The 21402-nt window shown below is 62.6% G+C and carries 18 protein-coding genes; 8 read left to right on the top strand and 10 right to left on the bottom strand.

Annotation, left to right across the window (positions count from 1 at the left end; translation table 11 throughout):
- Positions 1-30 precede the first annotated feature (30 nt).
- Positions 31-2505, top strand: coding sequence for a DUF3772 domain-containing protein (locus tag BWP39_RS24450; protein ID WP_096724851.1), 2475 nt, complete (start codon positions 31-33; stop codon positions 2503-2505).
- A gap of 72 nt (positions 2506-2577) precedes the next feature.
- Here the strand turns inward: BWP39_RS24450 and BWP39_RS24445 are convergent, their stop codons facing one another.
- The 3 genes from BWP39_RS24445 to BWP39_RS24435 all read right to left on the bottom strand — a co-directional run bounded on the left by BWP39_RS24445 (position 2578) and on the right by BWP39_RS24435 (position 5218).
- Positions 2578-3384 carry a hypothetical protein gene (locus tag BWP39_RS24445; RefSeq protein ID WP_096724850.1) on the bottom strand — a complete coding sequence of 269 codons (807 nt, stop codon included), beginning with the start codon at positions 3382-3384 and terminating at the stop codon, positions 2578-2580.
- 137 nt (positions 3385-3521) lie between these two features.
- A complete protein-coding gene (locus BWP39_RS24440) occupies positions 3522-4442 on the bottom strand; it encodes a lysine exporter LysO family protein (RefSeq protein WP_207557076.1) in 921 nt (306 codons plus the stop codon).
- On the bottom strand, positions 4442-5218 hold the full coding sequence (locus BWP39_RS24435; protein ID WP_096724849.1) for a 2OG-Fe dioxygenase family protein: 777 nt from the start codon (positions 5216-5218) through the stop codon (positions 4442-4444). Before BWP39_RS24435 ends, BWP39_RS24440 begins: the two co-directional genes overlap by 1 nt.
- A 214-nt stretch (positions 5219-5432) precedes the next feature.
- On the opposite strand from BWP39_RS24435, the gene BWP39_RS24430 reads away from it, so the two are divergent.
- Together BWP39_RS24430 and BWP39_RS24425 are read left to right on the top strand one after the other, a co-directional pair.
- Positions 5433-5897: an Lrp/AsnC family transcriptional regulator gene (locus tag BWP39_RS24430; protein ID WP_096724848.1), complete on the top strand. Its 465-nt coding sequence runs from the start codon at positions 5433-5435 to the stop codon at positions 5895-5897.
- Between the two features lie 134 nt (positions 5898-6031).
- Positions 6032-6433, top strand: a complete 402-nt coding sequence (locus tag BWP39_RS24425) for a DUF3597 domain-containing protein (protein WP_096724847.1) — start codon at positions 6032-6034, stop codon at positions 6431-6433.
- Between the two features lie 80 nt (positions 6434-6513).
- Here the strand turns inward: BWP39_RS24425 and BWP39_RS24420 are convergent, their stop codons facing one another.
- Positions 6514-7428: a LysR family transcriptional regulator gene (locus BWP39_RS24420; RefSeq protein ID WP_096724846.1), complete on the bottom strand. Its 915-nt coding sequence runs from the start codon at positions 7426-7428 to the stop codon at positions 6514-6516.
- Positions 7429-7574: 146 nt separating this feature from the next.
- On the opposite strand from BWP39_RS24420, the gene mdlC reads away from it, so the two are divergent.
- The 3 genes from mdlC (at position 7575) to BWP39_RS24405 (ending at position 12258) form a co-directional block, all read left to right on the top strand.
- Entirely contained in the window at positions 7575-9212 is a 1638-nt protein-coding gene (mdlC, locus tag BWP39_RS24415) for a benzoylformate decarboxylase (protein ID WP_096724845.1), read from the top strand.
- Between the two features lie 51 nt (positions 9213-9263).
- Entirely contained in the window at positions 9264-10715 is a 1452-nt protein-coding gene (locus BWP39_RS24410) for an aldehyde dehydrogenase (protein WP_096724844.1), read from the top strand.
- A gap of 124 nt (positions 10716-10839) precedes the next feature.
- Entirely contained in the window at positions 10840-12258 is a 1419-nt protein-coding gene (locus BWP39_RS24405) for an MFS transporter (RefSeq protein ID WP_096724843.1), read from the top strand.
- Between the two features lie 25 nt (positions 12259-12283).
- Here the strand turns inward: BWP39_RS24405 and gabD are convergent, their stop codons facing one another.
- Both gabD and BWP39_RS24395 read right to left on the bottom strand, forming a co-directional pair.
- Complete coding sequence (gene gabD, locus BWP39_RS24400) at positions 12284-13744, bottom strand: NADP-dependent succinate-semialdehyde dehydrogenase (RefSeq protein ID WP_096724842.1); 1461 nt, start codon at positions 13742-13744, stop codon at positions 12284-12286.
- 82 nt (positions 13745-13826) lie between these two features.
- Complete coding sequence (locus BWP39_RS24395) at positions 13827-15110, bottom strand: 4-aminobutyrate--2-oxoglutarate transaminase (protein WP_096726146.1); 1284 nt, start codon at positions 15108-15110, stop codon at positions 13827-13829.
- A 177-nt stretch (positions 15111-15287) separates the two neighbouring features.
- Here BWP39_RS24395 and pdxR point away from each other — a divergent pair, with 177 nt between their 5' ends.
- Positions 15288-16793, top strand: a complete 1506-nt coding sequence (pdxR, locus tag BWP39_RS24390; RefSeq protein ID WP_096724841.1) for a MocR-like pyridoxine biosynthesis transcription factor PdxR — start codon at positions 15288-15290, stop codon at positions 16791-16793.
- A 7-nt stretch (positions 16794-16800) separates the two neighbouring features.
- Here the strand turns inward: pdxR and BWP39_RS24385 are convergent, their stop codons facing one another.
- Complete coding sequence (locus BWP39_RS24385; RefSeq protein WP_096724840.1) at positions 16801-17694, bottom strand: LysR substrate-binding domain-containing protein; 894 nt, start codon at positions 17692-17694, stop codon at positions 16801-16803.
- A 180-nt stretch (positions 17695-17874) separates the two neighbouring features.
- Here BWP39_RS24385 and BWP39_RS24380 point away from each other — a divergent pair, with 180 nt between their 5' ends.
- Complete coding sequence (locus BWP39_RS24380; RefSeq protein WP_207557075.1) at positions 17875-18498, top strand: hypothetical protein; 624 nt, start codon at positions 17875-17877, stop codon at positions 18496-18498.
- A 25-nt stretch (positions 18499-18523) separates the two neighbouring features.
- Here the strand turns inward: BWP39_RS24380 and phnE are convergent, their stop codons facing one another.
- The 3 genes from phnE to phnC are packed head-to-tail and all read right to left on the bottom strand — an operon-like array spanning position 18524 to position 21257.
- Entirely contained in the window at positions 18524-19363 is an 840-nt protein-coding gene (gene phnE / locus BWP39_RS24375; protein ID WP_096724839.1) for a phosphonate ABC transporter, permease protein PhnE, read from the bottom strand.
- The gene (gene phnD, locus BWP39_RS24370; RefSeq protein ID WP_096724838.1) at positions 19360-20325 is read right to left on the bottom strand and encodes a phosphonate ABC transporter substrate-binding protein; all 966 of its coding nucleotides are present in this window, start codon (positions 20323-20325) and stop codon (positions 19360-19362) included. The genes phnE and phnD overlap by 4 nt, the downstream gene beginning before the upstream one ends.
- 53 nt (positions 20326-20378) lie before the next feature.
- On the bottom strand, positions 20379-21257 hold the full coding sequence (gene phnC, locus BWP39_RS24365; RefSeq protein WP_096724837.1) for a phosphonate ABC transporter ATP-binding protein: 879 nt from the start codon (positions 21255-21257) through the stop codon (positions 20379-20381).
- Between the last annotated feature and the right edge of the window lie 145 nt (positions 21258-21402).

Genomic DNA, 21402 nt, shown 5'->3' with positions numbered 1-21402 from the left:
TTACGCCATGCATCGCAATCCAACCTGAATATGTCGCTAAAGTTCGTTTCATACATCGCTGTGGTCGCCGCGCTCATGCTGAGTGCCGGGGCATTGCCGTCTGCGGATGCTGCCGGGACGGGCAACACAAATACGGTCGCCGTGAATACGGCCGCTGTCGTCGCCGCCAGCGCGCCGGGCCTCGAAGCGCCCACTGCTGTCGCAATCACGCCCGAGGCCGCGCAGACCGAACTAAAACGGCTGCAGGGCGCGCAGGACCGCATCAAGCAGCAGGCTGGCAGCGCGACGAGCTTCAAGCAGCTGTCCGGATTCGACGACGCGGCGCAACAGCTCGTGAGCGACACCGACAAGCTGATTGCAGAGTTGCAGCCCGTGCGTACGCAACTGCAGACGCAGATCGACGTGCTCGGCCCGCCCCCCGCCGCGGGCGCCACGACCGAAGCGCCCGCCGTCGCGCAGCAGCGCGCCGGGCTCGACAAGCGCAAGGTGCAACTCGATGCCCAACTCAAGCAGGCCGCCGATACAAAGACTGCGCTCGTCAACCTGATTGCGCAGATCGCGCGGCTACAGCACGGGTTGCTGAAGAACCAGCTGGCGTTTCGTTCCGGGAGCATCCTCGGCACGCAGTTCTGGTCGCCGCTGTTCAAATCGAATCCCGACGACCTGCAGCGCCTCAGCGGCTTCGGCGCGGAGGTTGCACCGGTGCTCGAAGCGGCATGGCAGCCTGGGCAAAAAGCCGGCACGCTCCTTCTGCTGCTGCTCGCCGTAGTGGTATGGACGGTTGGCCGTCGTCTGCTCGATCGCGGCATGGCGTATGTGTGCTTTAACCATTTGCCGGAAGGCCGCCTGCGGCGCAGCGCACTGGCGCTGTCGGTGACGCTGGGCACCTTGCTCGCGACGGGCGTCGCCGTGCAGTTCGTGTACCTCGCGTTGACGCGCCACGCGGAACTCACACCGCCGCTGCAGGACTTTGCCGACGAACTCGCGAAGCTCGCGTGGATCTGTGCGCTGATCGCCGGTCTCGGTCGTGCGTTGCTGTGTACGCGTCACCCATCGTGGCGTCTGCCGGCCATCGCCGATCCGGTCGCGCTCGCGATGAAACCGTTCCCGACAGCGCTGGCAGGGTTGCTGCTGCTGTCAGGTGCGCTCGAACAATTGAACCGGACCGTCGATACGAGCCTGCAGGTCACGCTCTTCGGACGCGGACTGGTATCGCTCGTCGTGGTGCTGACCATCGGCGCATCGCTGATACGGGCCAACCGCGTGCGCACGGCACTTGCCGCCGCGGGTGAGCCACCCGAAGCACGCTCGACGTTTGCCGGTTTGATCCACGGCGCCGTCACATTGACGGTGGTGGTATCGCTGTTCGCGCTGCTGACTGGCTACATCTCGATCGCACGGTTTCTGACCTACGAACTCGTATGGTTCGACATCGTGCTGTGCAGCATGTACCTGCTCATGCAGCTGACGAAAGATCTCTGCGAAAGCCTTTTCTCGCCGCATCATGCGACCGGCAAGGCGATCAAGCATCTCTTCGGTCTGCAGGACATGCACCTCGATCAGGTGTCGACGATCCTCGCGGGCGGCGGTTCGAGCCTGTTGATGCTGCTCGCCGTGTTCGCATTGTTCACCGGCGGTTTCGGCACGACGCCGGGCGATCTGCTCAACAGCCTGCTCAACGCATTTGGCGCGGATCGACTACAGCGATTGAACATCGTCCCCGCGCATATTCTGAACGCGCTGATTGCGTTGATCGTGGGCGTGTATCTGTTGCGCACCGTTCGCCGCTGGCTCGATGCCGAGTTGCTGCCAAAGAGCGGCGTCGAGCCGGGCATGCGCATCTCGCTCGTTACGCTGTTCAGTAACCTTGGCTACGTGGTCCTTGTGCTGCTGATCCTCGCGTTACTGGGTGTCCAGTGGAGCAACCTCGCGTGGATTGTCAGTGCGTTGTCGGTGGGGATCGGTTTCGGTCTGCAGGAGATCGTGAAGAATTTTGTGTCCGGGTTGATCCTGCTGACTGAGCGCCCGGTGAAAGTCGGCGACATGATCAGCATCAGCGGCGTGGAGGGTGATATCCGGCGCATCAATGTGCGTGCCACGGAAATCCAGTTGAGCGACCGGTCCACCGTGATCGTGCCGAATTCACAGCTGATCTCGCAGAACCTGCGCAACGTGACGATGGGCAACAGCACGCAAGGGGTGGCGACGCTGATGCTGACGTTCCCGCTCAACACGGACCCCGAGCAGATCCGCGACATTCTGCTTGGTGCGTACGAGGCGCATCCGGCTATTCTCGACAAACCCGCGCCATCGGTGACATTTAGCCAGCTGACACCGGATGGGATCACACTCAGCGTGACCGGCTACGTGATCAGCCCGCGCATTTCAGGTTCGACGAAGAGCGAGCTGCTGTTCGAAATCCTGAAGGCGCTGCGCGCCGCGGAAATTCCGCTGTCGAATCCGCAGACCTTGATGATTCACAACATGCCTGCGCCGGGGGCGTGATCGGTGGGTCGGGCGGTGCAGCAATGACGTGCTGCTTGAAAGTGCGGCCGCGCGTTGCTGTACCGACTTCAGTCAGGACTTCGCATCCTCCTGCTTCACGTCGTCGCTAGCGGGAGCGAAGCGGGCTTGTGCCGCGACGAGTTGATCGTCTGTGGTTGCTACGAGCCACAGACGCGCGTGCTCCGAGATCCAGCGGTTATGGTCCTTCAACGGACCCATTGCGGCGGCGGCCTTCCAGACCACGGGCGCGGTCTTGCTTTTCCTGCCTGACGGCGCACCGACGAGCAGGCAATAAGGCCCCAGCGGAAGCGAGACAAACGGCAGGGCAGGACGGGCCTGCACGCGCCAGTCGATGAAGGGCATTTCGCTGATCAGCAGCGGCGCGGGCAAGCCGTACAGCACACTGAAATCGTAGAGCGCCAGTTGTTCGCGCATGGCGACATAAACACGCCGGATATCTTCGACAACGGCGGCCCGGATCTCGTCGTCGAACATGGGCTCTTCAGCATAGCGGGCCAATGCCTGTTGAGCGTCCAGTTGATACGCGCTGAAGAGGCCGAGTTCGATGCAATCCTGCACGGCGCGCTGAACCTCGGCGACTGAACCGGCTTCCTCTGGCTTGCCGAGTTGCGCAGCCCGCAAAAAGCGGGCGAGGCCCGCTTCCTGGATGGCAGGTCCCTCTGTAGAGCGATCGTCTTCGGCGACCTTGCCAAGCGGCACGTAGGTATATTGCTCGGCTGCGAAATGCGATTTCTTGCCTTCGTCGAACTTGATCTGGCCATCGAGGCAGTCCAGATAGCGCGTCCCAACCCGGCCATGCTCCCAGACCCAGTTTTTCAGGAACGGGCGCAGGGGATGCAGTCTTTCGTGATCGGTCATTGAAACCTCCAGGTCGCCCAGTATAGTTCGAAGTTGTCGGCGGTTATCTGAGGGAGAGCTTCCTGCTCCTGGTCGCGAGAGATTGTGTGGCTTGCGGTGCAGATACTGCCGATGTGCTCAACGCCATGCGTCGGTCATCACATTAGAAACAGGGTGATCAGAAACGGCGCAATCAAGGTCAGGATAAGACCGCTGACTAGCGCCGTAGGGATCTCTGCGGCCTCACACGTCTGCTTGATGATGGGCAGTGTCGAATCCAGCGCTGTCGCACCACTCGCTCCAATACACGGCTTTGAAAATCGTGCTCCCAGGCTGTACAGAAGCACGATTGCAAGCAGCTCCCGGAACAGGTCGGTGAGTAACGCTATCGTGCCGTACGTGTTCCCGAGATAACCGGCTATCAGCACGCCGGACAGCGTGAACCATCCGAAGCCGCTTGAGAGTCCGAGCGCTACCGCCAGTGGTGGACCGCCCACTGCTGAAGCGATCGCGCCACCGGTCAGCGAACCGAGTATCACAAGAACGGGGATCGAGAGCACTCGTGGGGAGAGCCATTTACGGTTGACAGAGAGACCTGTGAGATCGACGCCTACCAGCCAGATCAATGCATACAGAAGCTGATCGGTCGACGGGAGAGGCACGCCCGACAGGTACGCGGGCATTTTTACGAAGCTGAGAAAAACGCCCGCCGCCACCATGAGAAGCGCTATCGTGCATTCCTTAAGCGGTTTCAGAACAGCGTTGAACGTCACACCGGCAGGACTGGAAAACTGCGGGGTTGTTTCGTCGGGACGGTGTGCCAGCACGATGAAGAGCCACGGGAAAGCCGTCGTCAGCGTGGCAAGCAGGAGCGCAACTGCTATAGCGTGCGTCACCTCCGTTGCACGTCCAAGCACATCGCCGAACTGATATCCAATCGAAAGCAGGAGGAGCCACACGAACGGTGTGATCAACTGGATCAGGCGGCTCCGTATTCCCGAGTTGATAAACCGACCGGTGATATAGCCCGCCACCAGAGCGAGGAGTATCGGAAGAACCGCCATGGCTAGCGTTTGCATCAGATGTTCTGCCTTGTCTGGGAGAAATCGATGAGGATGATGCAACGTTCGGCTACGGCATCGTCGCCAATGGTTTTGCGCACCGGGTCAACGTAGTGACAAACAGCCGGGTCGAAGACTGCGAAGCTTTCCAGGAAATCCCTCAGGACAAATTGCGCAACGAGGTCGCTGTGCTGAACCTCCTCGAGTGGCAGATTGCGAACCGATGGCCTGCCAATGTAGTTGACGCCGCCATCGGTTGAGCTGGATCGATGAACCAGATGAGCAAACGTGAACGGTTCGCCGTCCTGGTGAAAGCAGTTCGGGGAGCTGATACCGAGGTCATCGCGGCCGTGTGCCTCGATTTTTACGAAGTGCACGCCGAAATAGATTGGAAACTCCTGCCCCGAATGCTGCCAGAACGTATGCGAGAAATCGTCGAGAACGAGCTGTTGAAGAATACGGCTTGCCTTGCACAAGTCGCTCAATGCGTTGAAGTAACGGATGTTCTGATGATCGGGATTGTTGCCGCCCTGATCGTAACCTGCACGGCATACGTTTCCATTGGTCACCGGTGGAATCCAGAAAACTTCCTCCTTCTCGGCCCATGGAATGATGATGCCGTTTCCATAGCGACGAAAGCGGCGAACTCCGGGCGGAGCGAATTCGTCCGGTTCGAGTGAGCGGAACTCGGCGTGGAGAATGTCGCGATCGCTGTCGTTGTATTTGATCGTCGGTTGATAGTGAGCGAAGCCATTTGCTTCAAGATGTGTACGAATGAGTTTTTCGTGAATCATATTTTCTGGTCTTGCGAATGCGAACGTGGTCTAGCGAGCAATAGATGAATGAGCCTCGCTGTATATCGTGAGCATTCGTGATCGTCATAGGTGTGTTGTGAACGACTCAAGCTTAACGACGGGTCGCTGAAATTACTTTGCAAGCTCACATAGGTTGACGCTAATATTTCGGAGAATTTCCGCGCAATTTTTACGATAAGAGGGGGATTTCCCCGTGCTGGAACTGGACCGTATCGATCAGGACATGCTTCGTCTGCTGCAGGCAGATGGACGTATGACAGGGGGCAAACTTGCAGAGAAGCTCGCGCTAAGCGAATCGCCTAGTTGGCGGCGCCAGAAGCGGCTTGAAGCGGACGGGTATATCGAGGGTTATCAGGCGATAGTGAGTCGGAAAAAACTGGGACTCGGGGTCCTCGCTTTCGTCCGTCTAAGTGTCGCAGAGCACTCCGAATCAGTGTTGACTAAAATCGAGATGCATCTTGCGGCTCATCAGAATGTTCTTAGTTGCCACAAGGTTTCCGGCGATGCCGACTATCTTGTCCAGATTGTCGCCAAGGATCTCGACGAATATGGCCGATTCTTCACCAGCATTTTCTCGGACTTGCCGGGAATTGCGACGCTGCATTCAAATCTCTCGCTGCAGGAAGTGAAGGCGACCTCTCAATTGCCTATCTACTAGAAGAAAACCGGGCGCCACCAGCAAGTAAACCCCCCATCCCATTTCCTGACACACAGATCGCGTAGCATAGACAAGCTCGCACGCCGCGAGCGATTGAATGCTTCTGCGAATCACCAACCCTTGGGAGATGAAAAATGAGCATCTTTGGCGAAATCGTGAGCAAGCTGTTTGGCAAGGCGAAGCCGGATCAACCGGCACCGGCCACCGAACCCACTCCGGACCCAGCCGCAGCGCAAGCTGCCGCCCCGGATGCCGCACCGGCTCCCGCACCGCTGGCTGACGTCGACGTCGCAGCCGTGATGGACAAGGCTGTTGCGGATAGCGGTCAAACGCTGAACTGGCGCACATCGATCGTCGATACGATGAAGGCGCTCGGTGTCGACAGCAGCCTCGAACACCGCAAGCAGCTGGCCCAGGAACTTAAGTACGACGGCGACACCAACGATTCAGCCAGCATGAACATCTGGTTGCACAAACAGGTGATGCAGGCGCTGGCAGCAAACGGCGGCAAGTTGCCGGCGGATCTGGCGGGCTGAGTTCGTACGGTCCCTCAACGGGGCGTTGCGCATGCTTCGCGTGACGCGATTTTCGCAGCGCCCCTTCTCCGTGCCCGTCACTACGGCTGGTTGTATTCCGGCACGATCGTATTGAGCTGTTCGAGCAACTTCAACGCCGGGCTCGGCAAAATCCCCTGACGTCTGCGAAACGCGGTCAACGTGCGTCGTCCCACCAGTCCCGGAACCGGCAACGTATCGAACACACCCGCGGCGCTTTCCGTGTCGTACATCGGCGCGGCCATCCAGCTCAGAAAACCGGCACGCGTGACGAGACTCTTCAACACCGTGATCGAACGGGTTTCGACGGCGATATCGGGCATGCCCAGTCCATGTTCGGCGAACACCTGCTGCATATGTTCGAACGGACCAGTCCCGCGCGGCGGCACACACCATTGCTGATCGAGCGTATCGGCGAGACATAAATTCGCTTTGCGGCGCAACGGATGATCGAGCGCGGCGACCACATAGCTCATGTCCTCCCAGCGGCAACTGGGGATCGCGACGATCTCACTGGTGTCGGGCACGGCCATGCTGAGTACGAGATCGATTTCGTGCTTCATCAGGCTGTCGGCGAGCCGGTCCCATACCGCTTCGACAATCTCCACGCGCAGATTCGGCCAGCGCGCGAGTACGCTGCTCACCGCGAGCGGCAGCACGAGTGTGGCGATGCTGGCCACTGCGCCGACGCGGATCGTCCCCTTCGCGAGGCCGCGCATCGCGTCGATTTCCTCGTGAGCGCTTTCGGCTTCCCGCAGCAGCAACGTTGCGTGTGGCAGCAGCGCCTCGCCGATCGCCGTCAAGCGCATGCCTTTCGAATGGCGCTCGAATAGCGCCGCACCGAGTTCCGTTTCGAGCTTTTTGATCGTGCGACTGAGGGCGGGTTGCGTGATGTGAAGCGCGTCCGCGGCACGGCCGAGGCTGCCGCTCGAAATGATTGTCGTGAACGCCTGAAGCTGCGGAAAACTGAAGTTCATCGCGGGTCCACTTCGAATCGGGGAAAAGTCATGCCAAAAAGTAATGCCTTTTTGTCAAAAAGGCAATTTCCAGTCAGGCAACCGGCCCAGATAATGGCTCGATCAAACCGACACCGCTTATCCACCGGACCACAGGAGCTTCCCGCATGACCCGCAGCGCGCCCCATCCCGATCTCCCGGACACTCGCCGCGACGCCCCATTCACGGTGCGCGACGCCGTGATCGATCTGCTGCGCCGATTCGGCATGACATCGATCTTTGCCAACCCGGGTTCGACCGAACTGCCGCTGTTTCGCGATTTCCCCGCCGATTTCCGCTACGTGCTGGGCTTGCAGGAAGCGGTCGTGGTCGGCATGGCCGACGGTTTTGCTCAAGCCAGTGCGAACGCGTCGTTCGTCAATCTGCATTCGGCGGCGGGTGTTGGCAATGCCATGGGCAACATCTTCACGGCCTTTCGTAACCGCACGCCGATGGTGATCACCGCGGGCCAGCAGGCGCGCTCGATCTTGCCGTTCGATCCGTTTCTCGCCTCGACGCAAGCCACCGAACTGCCGAAGCCCTATGTGAAATGGAGCATCGAACCGGCGCGCGCCGAAGACGTGCCGCTTGCGATCGCGCGTGCGTATCACGTCGCGATGCAGGAGCCGCGCGGCCCGGTGCTCGTATCGATTCCCGTCGACGACTGGGATCGGCTCGCCGAACCCGTACCGCCGCGCACGGTCAGTACCGCGACGCGACCTGAGCCGCAATTGCTCGAGCAGATCGGCGCGGCGCTCGATGCATGCGATCGTCCTGCGTTCGTGATCGGTGGCGCTGTCGATCGCGCCGGCGCATGGGATGACGTCGTGCGTCTGGCGGAGCGTCATCGGGCGCGCGTCTACGTGGCGCCGATGTCCGGGCGCTGCGGCTTTCCCGAAGATCACCGGTTGTTTGCCGGTTTCCTGCCGGCCATGCGCGAACAGATCGTCGAACGGCTCGGTGGTCACGATCTGATCTTCGTGATCGGCGCGCCGGCGTTCGTCTATCACGTCGAAGGCCACGGACCGCACGTGCCGGACGGCGCTTCGCTTTATCAACTGATCGACGATCCGGGTGTCGCCGCGTGGACGCCGGTCGGCACCGCGGTGGTCGGCAATATCCGGCTCGGTGTGGTCGATCTGCTGGCGCGTCCTGCGCCGAAGCTGCGCGCGTTGCCCGCGCCGCGCGAGGTACCGCCGCGAGCGGTGCCACCGATGCCGTCGGCACAGTCGGTGCGAATGTCGGTGGCGTTCGCGTTGCAGACGCTCGCTGAACTGCGCGACGCCGCCGACATCGTCGTGGAAGAAGCGCCCAGTTCGCGTTCGACGATGCAACGCTATCTACCGATCACACGCAGCGGCACGTTCTTCACGATGGACAGCGGCGGCCTTGGCTACGGCATGCCGGCCGCCGTCGGCGTCGCACTCGCGAAACCGGGCACACGTGTCATCGCACTGATCGGCGACGGCTCCAGCATGTATTCGATCCAGGCGTTGTACAGTGCCGTGCAACTGAATCTGCCGGTCACGTTCGTGATTCTGAACAACGCACGCTATGCCGCGCTTCAGGAGTTCGCGCCGGTGTTCGGCTTCGCGGCAACCGATCCAGTACAGGGCACCGAACTTCCCGGCATCGATTTCGTCGCGCTGGCCGCGGGCATGGGTTGTCCTGGCGTGCGAGCAAGCGATGCAGAGACGTTGCGTGACGTGTTGCGCGAGGCACTGGACGCACGTGCACCGCGGCTCGTCGAAGTGGTCGTCGCGTAGCGCGACTGAGCAAGCAAAGGTTTCGCAGAAAAAAATGACAGGAGACACACGATGCAAAACATCTCGATGCTGATCAACGGCGAGCGCGTGCAGGCTCGTAACGGCGCGACCTTCGAACGCCGCAATCCACTCGATGGCGAAATCGCTACACGTGCGCCGGCGGCTACCGTCGACGACGCACTCGCCGCAGTCGATGCCGCCGCAGCCGCATTCCCTGCATGGTCCGCCTGCGGTCCGAGCGAGCGACGCGCGCTGCTGATGAAGGCCGCGCATGCGATCGAAGCGCGCAGCGACGCATTCGCCGCCGCGATGGCAGCCGAGACCGGCGCATCCGGTATCTGGGCCGGCTTCAATGTGCACCTCGCCGTAGGCGGGCTGATCGAAGCCGCCGCGCTGACGACGCAGATCGCCGGCGAGCTGATTCCCTCCGATGTGCCCGGCAGCCTCGCGATGGGTGTGCGTCAGCCAGCCGGTGTCGTACTCGGTATGGCGCCGTGGAATGCACCGGTGATTCTCGCGGTGCGCGCGATCGCGTTGCCGCTCGCATGCGGCAACACGGTCGTGCTGAAAGGCTCGGAGGTGTGTCCCGCCACACACGGATTGATCGTAGAGTCGCTACAGGAAGCAGGCTTGCCGCCCGGCGTGGTGAACTTCGTAACGAACGCACCGACCGATGCGGCCGCGGTAGTCGAAGCGATGATCGCGCATCCGAAAGTGCGGCGCGTGAACTTCACGGGCTCGACCCACGTCGGCAGGATCATCGCGGCGAGCTGCGCGCGTCATCTGAAACCGGCTGTACTCGAACTCGGCGGCAAGGCACCGCTCGTCGTGCTCGACGATGCGGACCTCGACGCCGCCGTCGCCGCGGCCGCGTTCGGTGCGTTCGCCAATTCAGGCCAGATCTGCATGTCGACCGAGCGGATCATCGTCGACCGGCGCATCGCCGATGCGTTCGTCGACCGGCTTGCGGCGAAAGCGCGTAGTTTGCCGCTCGGCGATCCGCGTCAGGGGCCGGTCGTGCTCGGCTCGGTGGTGGATAGGCGGACCGTCGAGCGATGCAATGCGTTGATCGACGATGCGCTCGCGAAAGGCGCGACGCTCGTGTGCGGCGGCAAGGCCGACAGCACGTTGATGCCCGCCACATTGCTCGATCATGTGACGCGCGAGATGAAGATCTACACCGAGGAATCGTTTGGTCCGGTGAAGGGCATCGTGCGCGTGGACGGTGAAGAAGCGGCGCTTGCCTGTGCGAACGACAACGAATATGGCTTGTCGGCGGCGGTATTCAGCCGCGATATCGCGCGTGCGATGAACCTCGCGCGACGCATCGAATCGGGCATCTGTCACGTGAACGGACCGACTGTGCACGACGAAGCGCAGATGCCATTCGGTGGCGTGAAGAGCAGTGGATTCGGGCGCTTCGGCGGGCGGGCCGGGATTGCTGAATTCACCGATCTACGCTGGATCACGGTGCAGACTACGCCGCGGCACTATCCGTTCTGAGCGCACATCCGTAGTTCGAAAAGCAGTTCAGCGGTACCCATACTCGATCGACGATAAAAAGCGCGGACGCAGGCACCAGGTGAGCCTGCGTCGACCGATACGCGCCACACATGGAGACACGAAGATGAACAGCTACGTTCCGCCGACGGAGTTCGCCGGCTCGCCAGGCAGCGCACCCGATGCCGCCGGTGCGGCCAGAGCTGGTGTTTCCGAAGCCGATCGACGCGCGATCGACATCGGCAGCACGCTCGACGACGGCCCCTACACGGCGCTGCAGAAAGCGGTGGTGCTGCTGGCGGCGCTGTCGATTGTCGTCGACGGATTCGACGGTCAGCTGATCGGCTTCGCGATTCCCGTGCTGCTCAAGGAATGGAATCTCGCCCGCAGCGCGTTCGCACCGGTGGTCGCGGCGGGGCTGTTCGGAATGGGTATCGGCAGTGCGTGCGCGGGGATTTTCGCGGATCGCTTCGGTCGTCGCTGGGCCGTGATTGGCAGCGTGTTTTTGTTCGGCGTGGCGACCTGCTGCATCGGCTTTGCACCGGATATCGTGGCGATTGCCGTGTTGCGCTTCGTGGCGGGACTCGGCATCGGCGGCGCGCTACCCAGCTCGACGACGATGACCGCCGAATTCACGCCGGCGCGCCGCAGAACGCTGGCGGTGACGGCAACGATCGTTTGCGTGCCGCTCGGCGGAATGCTGGCGGGGTTGTTCGCGCATGTCGTGCTGCCGGCGTATGGCTGGCGAGGTCTGTTTCTGATCGGCGGGGTGTTGCCGATCGTGCTCAGCGTGCTGCTGCTGTTTGCGCTGCCGGAGTCGCCGCGCTTTCTCGCACGCCGTCCGGCGCGCTGGAACGAGCTGGGTCGCTTGCTCAATCGCATGTCGCGCCAGGTTCCCACGGATGCCGTATTTACCGATGTCCGCGAGCAGGCCGCCGAACAGCATCGCGGCGTGAGAGCGCTTTTCATGCAAGGGCGCGCACGCGACACGATGGCCATCTGGATCGCGTTCTTCATGTGCCTGGTCGCGGTGTACAGCGCATTCAGCTGGTTGCCGACGATGCTGAGTGCGCAGGGTTTGTCGCTCTCCGTCGCCGGCTCGGGGCTGACGGCATACAACCTCGGCGGCGTGGTCGGCGCGCTGGCGTGTGCCGTGGCGATCGCGCGCTACGGGTCGCGCTGGCCGTTACTGATTTGCGCCCTGGGCGCTGCATTGAGCGCGGCGCTGATGCTCGGTCTCGATGCGAAGAACAGCACCACCTTGCTGATCTTCGGCCTCGGCGTGCACGGCCTGTTCGTCAACGCCGTGCAATCGACGATGTACGCGTTGTGCGCCTACGTGTACCCGACCGGCATGCGCGCAACCGGCACCGCGTCGGCGCTCGCGTTTGGTCGACTGGGTGCGATCACGAGTGCGTTTGCGGGCGCCGCAGTCATTACCACGGGCGGCGCGTTCTCGTACCTCGCGATGCTCGGTGCGGCGATGGCGGTTGTGATGATCGCACTTGCACTCGTGCGGCGGCACATTCCCGCGCGAGCGGGCTGACGCGGGAATGTGAAGCGAAACGCACTCAAATGCCGCCCATGCACAGATACTTGATCACGACATAGTCGTCGATGCCGTAGTGCGATCCTTCACGGCCGAGCCCCGACTGCTTGACGCCGCCGAACGGCGCGACTTCGTTCGAGATCAGCCCGGTGTTGATGCCGACCATGCCGTATTCGAGCGCTTCGGCGACGCGCCACACACGGCCGATGTCACGACTATAGAAGTACGCCGCAAGGCCGAACTCGGTGTCGTTGGCGAGCTGGATCACTTCTTCGTCCGACGAGAAGCGGAACAGCGGTGCGAGCGGGCCGAAGGTTTCGTCGCGCGCGACCTTCATTGCAGACGTGACGTCGGCGAGCACGGTCGGCTCGAAGAAGCCGTGACCGAGCGCATGACGTTTGCCGCCGGTGACGATACGCGCGCCTTTCGCGAGCGCGTCTTCGATGTGCGATTCAACCTTGAGCACGGCGGCTTCGTTAATCAACGGACCTTGCGTGACACCTGCATCGGTCCCGTCACCGACCTTCAACTGGCCCACTGCATCGCGCAGTTTCGCGGCGAACGCGTCGTAGACCTTGTCGTGCACATAGAAGCGGTTCGTGCACACACAGGTCTGGCCGCTGTTGCGATACTTCGATGCGATCGCGCCGGCCACCGCCGCATCGAGATCGGCATCGTCGAACACGATAAACGGCGCATTGCCACCGAGTTCGAGCGAGACCTTCTTGACGGTCGGTGCGCACTGTTCCATCAGCAGACGGCCCACCGGCGTCGAACCGGTGAACGACAGCTTGCGCACGATCGGGTTGCTGGTCATCTCGGCACCGATCGCACGCGGATCGCCGGTGATGACGCTGAACACACCGGCGGGTACACCCGCGCGTTCGGCGAGCACCGCAAGCGCGAGCGCGGAGAATGGCGTTGCCTCGGCGGGCTTGACGACGATCGGACAACCGGCGGCCAGCGCGGGGCCGACCTTGCGGGTGATCATCGCGGCCGGGAAATTCCACGGCGTGATCGCGGCGCATACACCGATCGGTTCTTTCGTGACGACGATACGGCGGTCATTGGCCGGTGACGGAATCGTGTCGCCGTTTACGCGCTTGCCTTCCTCGCCGAACCATTCGAAAAACGATGCGGCGTACTGGATCTCGCCTTTTGCTTCGGCGAGTGGCTTGCCTTGCTCGATGGTCAGGATCAGCGCGAGATCGTCGGCGTGCTGGAGCATCAGGTCGCTCCACGTGCGCAGGATCTTGCCGCGTTCCTTCGCGGTTTTGGCGCGCCACGCGGGCCATGCGGCGTTTGCCGCTTCGATGGCGCGGCGGGTTTCCTGCTGGCCCATCTTCGGCACGGCGCCGATCGTTTCGCCGGTGGCGGGGTTATTCACGTCGAACGTTTTTTCATCGTCCGACGATAGCCATTGGCCAGCCACATAGGCTTTGTTCCGCAGCAGTGCGGGGTCGTTCAGTTTGAATGAGGTCATGGTCGTCTCGCAGCGGGGGCGGGAGAAAAACGGGGATACGGCAGCGCGATGACGCGCATCGCGCTGCCATAAAAGGCAGGTGTCAGGCCGTTGCGACGATGCTTTCCTTCAGCACTTCCTGGAGGATCGTGAGTGCTTCGTCGAATACGTTGTCCTGGATGGTCAGCGGGAACAGGAAGCGCACGACATTCGAATACACGCCGCACACGAGCAGCAGCAAGCCGCGTTCGAGCGCACGCGTCTGCACGCGCTTCGTGAACTCCGCATCCGGCTCGTGGCCGCCCGGCTTGCAGAATTCGACGGCGATCATCGCGCCCGGGCCGCGCACTTCGGCGATCTGCGGCACGTCGTGTTGTAGCGCGTTGAGCGTCGCCTTCACGCGGTCACCGAGCTTGACGGCGCGCTCGCACAGTTTTTCTTCATCGATGATGTCGAGCACCGCGTGCGCCGACGCGACCGCGAGCGGGTTGCCCGCATACGTACCGCCGAGTCCGCCCGGCGCCGCCGCGTCCATGATCTCCGCGCGTCCGACCACGCCCGACAGCGGCATGCCGCCGGCGAGGCTCTTCGCCATCGTCATCAGGTCGGGCACGACGTCGTAGTGATGCATCGCGAACAGCTTGCCGGTGCGCGCGAAGCCGGTCTGCACTTCATCGGCGATCAGCAGGATGCCGTGCTCGTTGCACAGCTTGCGCAGCGCGCGGACGAATTCGACCGGTGCCTGATAGAAGCCGCCTTCGCCTTGCACCGGTTCGAAGATGATCGCTGCAACGCGCTTCGGGTCGATATCGGCCTTGAACAGGAATTCGATGGCCTTCAGCGAATCTTCGACCGAGACACCATGCAGTGCATTCGGGAACGGTGCGTGGAACACGTCCGACGGGAACGGACCGAAGCCGAGCTTGTACGGCGCGACCTTGCCGGTCAGCGCCATGCCCATCATCGTGCGGCCGTGGAAGCCGCCCGTGAAAGCGATCACACCGGGCCGGCCGGTCGCCGCGCGCGCAATCTTGATCGCGTTTTCGACGGCTTCGGCGCCGGTCGTGAAGAACGCGGTCTTCTTCGGATGATCGCCGGGCGCACGGCGGTTGATCTTCTCGGCCAGTTCGACATACGACGCGTACGGCACGATCTGATACGCGGTGTGCGTGAAATGATCGAGTTGCTCGCGGATTGCTGCGACGATCTTCGGGTGGCGATGGCCGGTGTTGTTCACCGCGATGCCGGCGGCGAAGTCGATATAACGGCGACCTTCGATGTCCCACAGTTCCGAGTTCTCAGCGCGCTCCGCGTAGAAATCGCACATCACGCCGACGCCGCGCGGGGTGGCGGCATCTTTGCGGGCTTTCAGTTCGGCATTCTTCACGTCGATCTCCTTCATGTCCGGTCGGGGCCGGTGGGTCGGGTTTGGGTCGGATGGCTTGTGCCGCACGCGTTGCATCGATGCTCCGACGCTCCGCGAGGGTCGCCACATGCTGCGACTATAATCAGATTTGGCTCTTACTTTCAGAGCCATTTCAATAAAAATGTAGGAGCCAATTTCATGCGCGCGAGTGTTTTGTCCGACTGGCTGGCGCAGCGGCTCGACCGGGGCAACGGCCAGCCGATCTACCGGCAGCTGCACCGGCTGCTGCAGCAGGCGATCCTGTCGCGCGAACTGCCCGCTGGCACGAAGGTGCCGTCGTCACGGCTGCTCGCCGCCGAGCTGGGCATTGCGCGCAATACGGTGACCCAGGTGTTCGAGCAACTGGTGCTCGAAGGCTATGTGACGTCGGCAACCGGGCGCGGCACGTTTGTCGCGGAAAGCGCGCCGGACGAGATCGTCGGCTCGTTCGATGCCGCGCTTGAACAGGTATCGTCCGCGCCCGCTGCAACGGCCGCCGAACCCGCGCTGTCGGTGCGCGGCACACGGCTGATCGCCGGTGCGGGGGTGTCGAAACGGCAGGGCGGCGCGTTCATGCCGGGCGTGCCGGACGTGTCGCGGTTTCCAGCGCGCGTCTGGAGCCGCCTGCACACGAAGTACTGGCGACGCCCGCGTCCCGACCTGCTGACCTATGCGCCGGGCGGCGGCCTTGCGCTGCTGCGCCACGTGCTGGCCGACTACCTGCATACATCGCGCTCGGTGCGCTGCACACCGGGGCAGATCATCGTCACGACCGGCATTCACCAGTCCGTCGATCTCGCGGTGCGGCTGCTCTCTGATCCGGGCGACCTGATCTGGACCGAAGATCCGTGCTACTGGGGCGTGCGCAGTGTGCTGCACGTATCGGGTTTGCAAACCCGACCGATCCCCGTCGACGACGAAGGCATCAACCCGTCGCCCGCCGATCTCGGAGAGCCGCCCAAGCTGATGCTCGTTACGCCGTCGCACCAGTACCCGCTCGGCATGGTGATGAGTCTGGCGCGCCGCCGCATGCTGCTCGAGTACGCGCGCCAGAACCAGTGCTGGATCATCGAGGACGACTACGACAGCGAATACCGCTACGGCAGCCGGCCGCTCGCGTCGTTGCAAGGGCTCGACACGGCGGGGCAGGTGATCTACGTCGGCAGCTTCGGCAAGACGCTGTTTCCTGGCTTGCGGGTCGGCTATATCGTGGTGCCCGAAGCGTTCGCCGAGAGCTTCGCGACTGCGAGTGCGGAGTTGTATCGCGAGGGGCAGTTGTTGCAGCAGGCGGTGCTCGCCGAGTTCATCGCCGAAGGGCATTTCACGTCGCATATCCGCAAGATGCGCACGCTGTACGGCCAGCGCCGGCAAACGCTGCTCGACGCGGCCGCGCAACGCTATGGCAGTGCGTTTTCGGCGGTGGGTGGCGATGCTGGCCTGCATCTGGTGATGCAATTGCCGGACGGCGCCGACGACCGCGCGGCCGCTGCCGCCGCGCTCAAGCGCAACATCGTCGTGCGGGCCTTGTCCGGCTATTACGCGGAGCCGGCTCGCGCACCATCGGGTTTACTGCTCGGCTACGCGTGCGTGCCGGACGACGAGATCGCACCGGCCTTCAACATGCTCGCCGATGCCGTCGACGAAACCCTCGGCCAGCTGGCATGAGACAGCATCACGCGACGCTCGCAGCGCTCGCGAACAGCCAGTCGATAAACATATTCAATTCGCGGTCGTGCGGCGCGTCGCGGTACAGGCAATGAAACGGCGCGCCTTCGAGGTGCACCTCGGGAAACAGCTGGACGAGCCGTCCCTGCTGGATATCGTCCTCGACGATGGCCTGCGGCGCGAGCCCAATGCCGAGCCCGCACGCCGCGGCCTGTACCAGCAGGAAGAACTGGTCGAAGTAGCGCCCGCCGAGCGTTTCGCCGGTCGCCACGCCAGCACTATTGAACCAGTATTGCCACGCATCGGAGATGTCGGTGTAGTGCAGCAGCCGCGCGCTGCGCAGATCCGCGGGTTCCTGCAGTCGGGCCAGTTCGGGTAGTCGCGGCGAGCAGATCGCGATCGCGCGGTTGGCGACCAGCGGCCGGGACGCATAGCCATAGCGCCGGAAGTCGGGTTCGTAGCGGCGCACAACCGCATCGTTCGATTCGTCGACCTGCTCGATGCCGAGTTCCGTCGAGACGGTGATCTGCACGTCGATGCCCGCGTGCATCTCCTGAAAGGCGGTGAGCCGCGGAATCAGCCAGCCGTGTGCAAACGACATCGACGTGTTGATGCGGATCACACGAGTTGCTTCTTCGCCGCTCATTTGCGCGGTCGCTTCGGTGAGCCGGCCGAGGCAACTGGCGACATCGGCGAGATAGTGGCGCGCGCGCGGTGTCATCTGCAGCGTGCGGCCGGTGCGCTCGAACAGCTTCTGCCCCAGATAATCTTCGAGCACGCGAATCTGCTGGGTGATCGCGCTATGCGTGACGCACAGTTCTTCGGCGGCCTTGGAGAGGCTTTTCAGGCGACCAGCGGCTTCGAAACTGCGCAGGGCGTTCAGCGGGGGCAAACGACGCATCGGCGCCTCTCATATCCAAGTATTGCTTTTATTTCTAGCAGAATTATTCAATTGGCGAAAGTGGGGAATCGCCCGTAGCATGGCATTCTCCCCTTGAATAGCCAGGTTCTCATGCGGATTGCTTCAAGTTACAAATCCGAGTTTTTCTATTGTCTTCGAACGATGTCGCGCGGGGCGTCCGTGGCGGCTGCCGTCGGGGCGTTACTCGTGCTTGGCGCCTGCGCGGACCCGAACCCGAACGAACGCGTCACCGGCTCGGCCGGCAAGGCGGTTCGCTACAGCTCGCGCCAGGTGACCGTCGACCTGACCGCGGACGAGCGCAACGCGCTCGACAAGATACGGGATCGCGCCTATCCCGATGCGACCGCTCCTCAGGCATTGGGGGCCGTCGTCGCCGCGCTGAAGGCCGGCGGGTACGCGCCAGTCAGCTCGGAAGCGGATACCGGGATTGCCCAGGGCGGGCACAGCGAGACGCTGATCCCGAAGTGGCGCGAGGTGCTGCGTGGCGTGGTCAAGTCAAGGTTCGGATTGTTGCCCGCGAGGCCCGATCATGAATACACGACCGCGCTCGTCAGCGTGCGGCCTGCCGAACACGGCCGCGGTGTCGTGGTGCGGGCGCGCTTCGACAGCACGGTGTATGACAGCAACGGCGATTCGAAAACGAAGACCGTGATCAAGCCGTCTGCTTACGACGAATTCTTTTCGCTCACTGCCCGCGCATTGAGTGGCGCGAATCTCGCCAACGACAGTGCGAGCGCGAGTGCGGCGACCGCACCGCAAAGACCGGCCGCGTCGCCGCAGTGAGGGGGCACGCGTTCATATCACGCGCTCATATGACACGCTCCCGCAACCACGCAGACACCAGGTCGATCGCGGTGACGACCACGATCACCATGATCATCACCGCGGCGGTCTGCGCATAGTTGAACGAGCGGATTGCCTCGTACAGCACGACGCCGATGCCGCCCGCGCCCACCATGCCGACCACCATCGCCGAGCGCACGTTCGACTCGAAGCGATATAGCACGTACGAAATCCACAGCGGCAGCACCTGCGGCAACACGGCATAGATGATCTCGTCGAGCCCGGTCGCGCCGGTCGCGCGCACACCTTCGGCGGGGCGCGGATCGATGGCTTCGACGGCTTCGGCGAAGAGCTTCGCCAGCACGCCGGTGGTATGCACCCACAGCGCAAGCACCCCGGCGAACGGACCCAGACCGACGGCGACGATGAACAGCATCGCGAACACCATTTCGTTGATCGCGCGGCACGCATCCATGACCCGGCGCACCGGCTGCACGACCCACACCGGCGCCATGTTGCGCGCCGACAGCAGACCGCACGGAATCGCGCAGACGACCGCGAGCACCGTACCCCACACGGCGACCGCGAGCGTCACGAGCAATTCCTGAACGTAAATGCGCCAGTCGCCGAAATCGGGTGGAAAGAAGTCTTTCGCGAACTGGCCCATGTTGCCCGAGTCGGACAGCAGATCGAGCGGGCGCATGTCGGCGCCGCGCCACGCGGCGCCCAGCACCGCAAACGCGACGATCCAGCCGAGCAGCGACAGCCAGCCGCGCTTGGCCGGCGCGGCGCCAGGTGCGTTGGATGAGTCCGCAAGCGCCGTGTCGCGCGGCGTCCGGCTCGCGGCCAGTTCGGCGGCGTTCATTGCTTCGGCGCGGCCGCGTCGAGCGCGGCGAGTTTTGCATCGAGCGCGGCAATCTGCGTCTTGCGGTCACCGTCGGACAGATGCGTATCGCTTTCGAGCTTCTGCTTCTGCTGGAACAGGGCGACTTGGCGGATCGGCAGCAACTGCGCATCCGACGATGCCGCGAAACCGCCATACCCGGTGATGCCCGCCATCACCTGTTTCTCATGCGCATCGGTCTTCGCGTAGTTCAGGAAGAACTTGCGCAACTTGTCCTTGGTCGGTTGCGGCAGATCGCGGCGCCAGACTAGCGGATCTGATGGAATGAGCGGCGACGTCCACAGCACACGCACCTGCGCGAACTTGTCCGGATGCAGCTTCTTCAGCGTGTCGAGCATCTCGGTGTTGTTCGTCGCGATGTCGATCTTGTTGTTCACGACGGCCAGCAGGTTCGCTTCGTGGCTCGACGGCAGCACGGTCTTGAACGACGTGTTGACTGGCGCGTTGTGTTGCGCAAACAGGTAGTAGCCGGGAATCAGCGAGCCCGACGTCGAGTTCGGATCGCCATAACCCAGCGTCACGTCCTTCGTATTCTTGAACACATCGTCGAGCGTCTTGAAACGGCTGTTCACATTGGTGATCAGCACCGAGTAGTAACCGGCGTCGCCGTTCGCATAGACGATCTTCGCAAACACTTCGCCGTTCGAGCGGTCCACCGCTTCCATCGCCGAAGCATTGCCGAAATAGCCGATCTGCACCTTGTTGAAACGCATTCCTTCGATGATCCCCGAATAGTCGGTGGCGAAGAACGCTTTGACGCTGAGACCGGTTTGCCGGTTCAGGTCGTCGATCAGCGGTTGCCAGCGCTGCTTGAGCACAGCGGACGAATCGGTCGAGATGATGCCGAGGTTCAGATCCTCGGCATGCGCGGCGAGGCACGCGAACGCGGCGACGCCTGCGATCAGGGTACGGAGAAATTTCATCGGGTTGTTCCTGTGGTGAAGCTTATGTAGCGAATGAGATTGTGTGTGGTGAATCAGGTGGAATGCGCGGGATCGAGTGCGAACGCGTAGGGCGACGCGGTGGCTGGCGCGCTCGGTGTCGTGGCGGCGCGGCCTTCGTCGGTGGTCGCGGTGGCCGGTTCGTCGAACAGTTCGCGTGCCGCCTCGCCGTACAGCTTTTGCAGCAGGGCCGGCGAGAGTGCCGCAGACGGTCCGTCGTAGACGACCTTACCCTGTCGCAGCGCAATCGTGCGCGGGCAGAACTGCATCGCGATGTCGACCTGATGCAGCGACACCAGCACAGTCAACTGATGGTTGGCATTGAGTGCGCGCAGCATTTCCATCACGCGGCGCGACGATTCCGGATCGAGCGATGCAATCGGTTCGTCCGCGAGAATGATGCGCGCCCGCTGCACGAGTGCCCGCGCGAGTGCCGCACGCTGCTGCTGTCCACCCGACAGGTTCGCCGCACGTTCGGTTGCATGCCCGGCGATGCCGACTTCGGCGAGCGCGGTCATCGCGAGCGCGCGTTCGCTGCGCGGAAACGTACCGGTAAGACGGCGCCAGAACGACAGCCGCGCGAGTGCGCCGATTAGCACATTGGTCTGCACCGACAGCCGGTTCACGAGATTGAACTGCTGGAAGACAAAGCCGATATCGCGGCGAATGCTGCGTACTTCGCGAACCAGTTTCCCGTCATGCTGGATCGGCCGGCCGAGAATCGAAATCCGCGACGGTTGCGCATCGGAGACAGCGAACCCCGCAATGTGCCGCAGCAGTGTCGACTTGCCTGAGCCCGAGGCGCCGATCAACGCGACCATTTCGCCGGGCTCGATACGCAGGCCGATTTCGTCGAGCGCCTTGCGACCGTTGCTGAACGTCTTGCTCAGACGCTCGATAAGGATTGCTTCCATAGATGCCTCGCCATTGCATCCGGTCGATACCGGAGCGATGCGGCCCATTCTAGGAAGCGACTATGACTATTGAGTGAAGGGTTCGTAACGTCTAGATGACTATATCTCCTGGGACGTCATGCGGTTGTCAATATGACGCAGCCGT

The organism is Paraburkholderia acidicola, from assembly GCF_002362315.1.
Lineage (GTDB): Bacteria > Pseudomonadota > Gammaproteobacteria > Burkholderiales > Burkholderiaceae > Paraburkholderia > Paraburkholderia acidicola.
Note: the sequence above shows the minus strand (reverse complement) of the source record. Positions and strands in the feature narration are given on the sequence as shown.

What these genes read in the sequence shown, in the direction of transcription:
- BWP39_RS24450 (WP_096724851.1), top strand. Translation starts at nt 31, where the DNA reads ATGTCGCTAAAGTTCGTTTCATACATCGCTGTGGTCGCCGCGCTCATG.
- BWP39_RS24445 (WP_096724850.1), bottom strand. Translation starts at nt 3,384, where the DNA reads ATGACCGATCACGAAAGACTGCATCCCCTGCGCCCGTTCCTGAAAAAC.
- BWP39_RS24440 (WP_207557076.1), bottom strand. Translation starts at nt 4,442, where the DNA reads ATGCAAACGCTAGCCATGGCGGTTCTTCCGATACTCCTCGCTCTGGTG.
- BWP39_RS24435 (WP_096724849.1), bottom strand. Translation starts at nt 5,218, where the DNA reads ATGATTCACGAAAAACTCATTCGTACACATCTTGAAGCAAATGGCTTC.
- BWP39_RS24425 (WP_096724847.1), top strand. Translation starts at nt 6,032, where the DNA reads ATGAGCATCTTTGGCGAAATCGTGAGCAAGCTGTTTGGCAAGGCGAAG.
- BWP39_RS24420 (WP_096724846.1), bottom strand. Translation starts at nt 7,428, where the DNA reads ATGAACTTCAGTTTTCCGCAGCTTCAGGCGTTCACGACAATCATTTCG.
- mdlC (WP_096724845.1), top strand. Translation starts at nt 7,575, where the DNA reads ATGACCCGCAGCGCGCCCCATCCCGATCTCCCGGACACTCGCCGCGAC.
- BWP39_RS24410 (WP_096724844.1), top strand. Translation starts at nt 9,264, where the DNA reads ATGCAAAACATCTCGATGCTGATCAACGGCGAGCGCGTGCAGGCTCGT.
- BWP39_RS24405 (WP_096724843.1), top strand. Translation starts at nt 10,840, where the DNA reads ATGAACAGCTACGTTCCGCCGACGGAGTTCGCCGGCTCGCCAGGCAGC.
- gabD (WP_096724842.1), bottom strand. Translation starts at nt 13,744, where the DNA reads ATGACCTCATTCAAACTGAACGACCCCGCACTGCTGCGGAACAAAGCC.
- pdxR (WP_096724841.1), top strand. Translation starts at nt 15,288, where the DNA reads ATGCGCGCGAGTGTTTTGTCCGACTGGCTGGCGCAGCGGCTCGACCGG.
- BWP39_RS24385 (WP_096724840.1), bottom strand. Translation starts at nt 17,694, where the DNA reads ATGCGTCGTTTGCCCCCGCTGAACGCCCTGCGCAGTTTCGAAGCCGCT.
- phnE (WP_096724839.1), bottom strand. Translation starts at nt 19,363, where the DNA reads ATGAACGCCGCCGAACTGGCCGCGAGCCGGACGCCGCGCGACACGGCG.
- phnD (WP_096724838.1), bottom strand. Translation starts at nt 20,325, where the DNA reads ATGAAATTTCTCCGTACCCTGATCGCAGGCGTCGCCGCGTTCGCGTGC.
- phnC (WP_096724837.1), bottom strand. Translation starts at nt 21,257, where the DNA reads ATGGAAGCAATCCTTATCGAGCGTCTGAGCAAGACGTTCAGCAACGGT.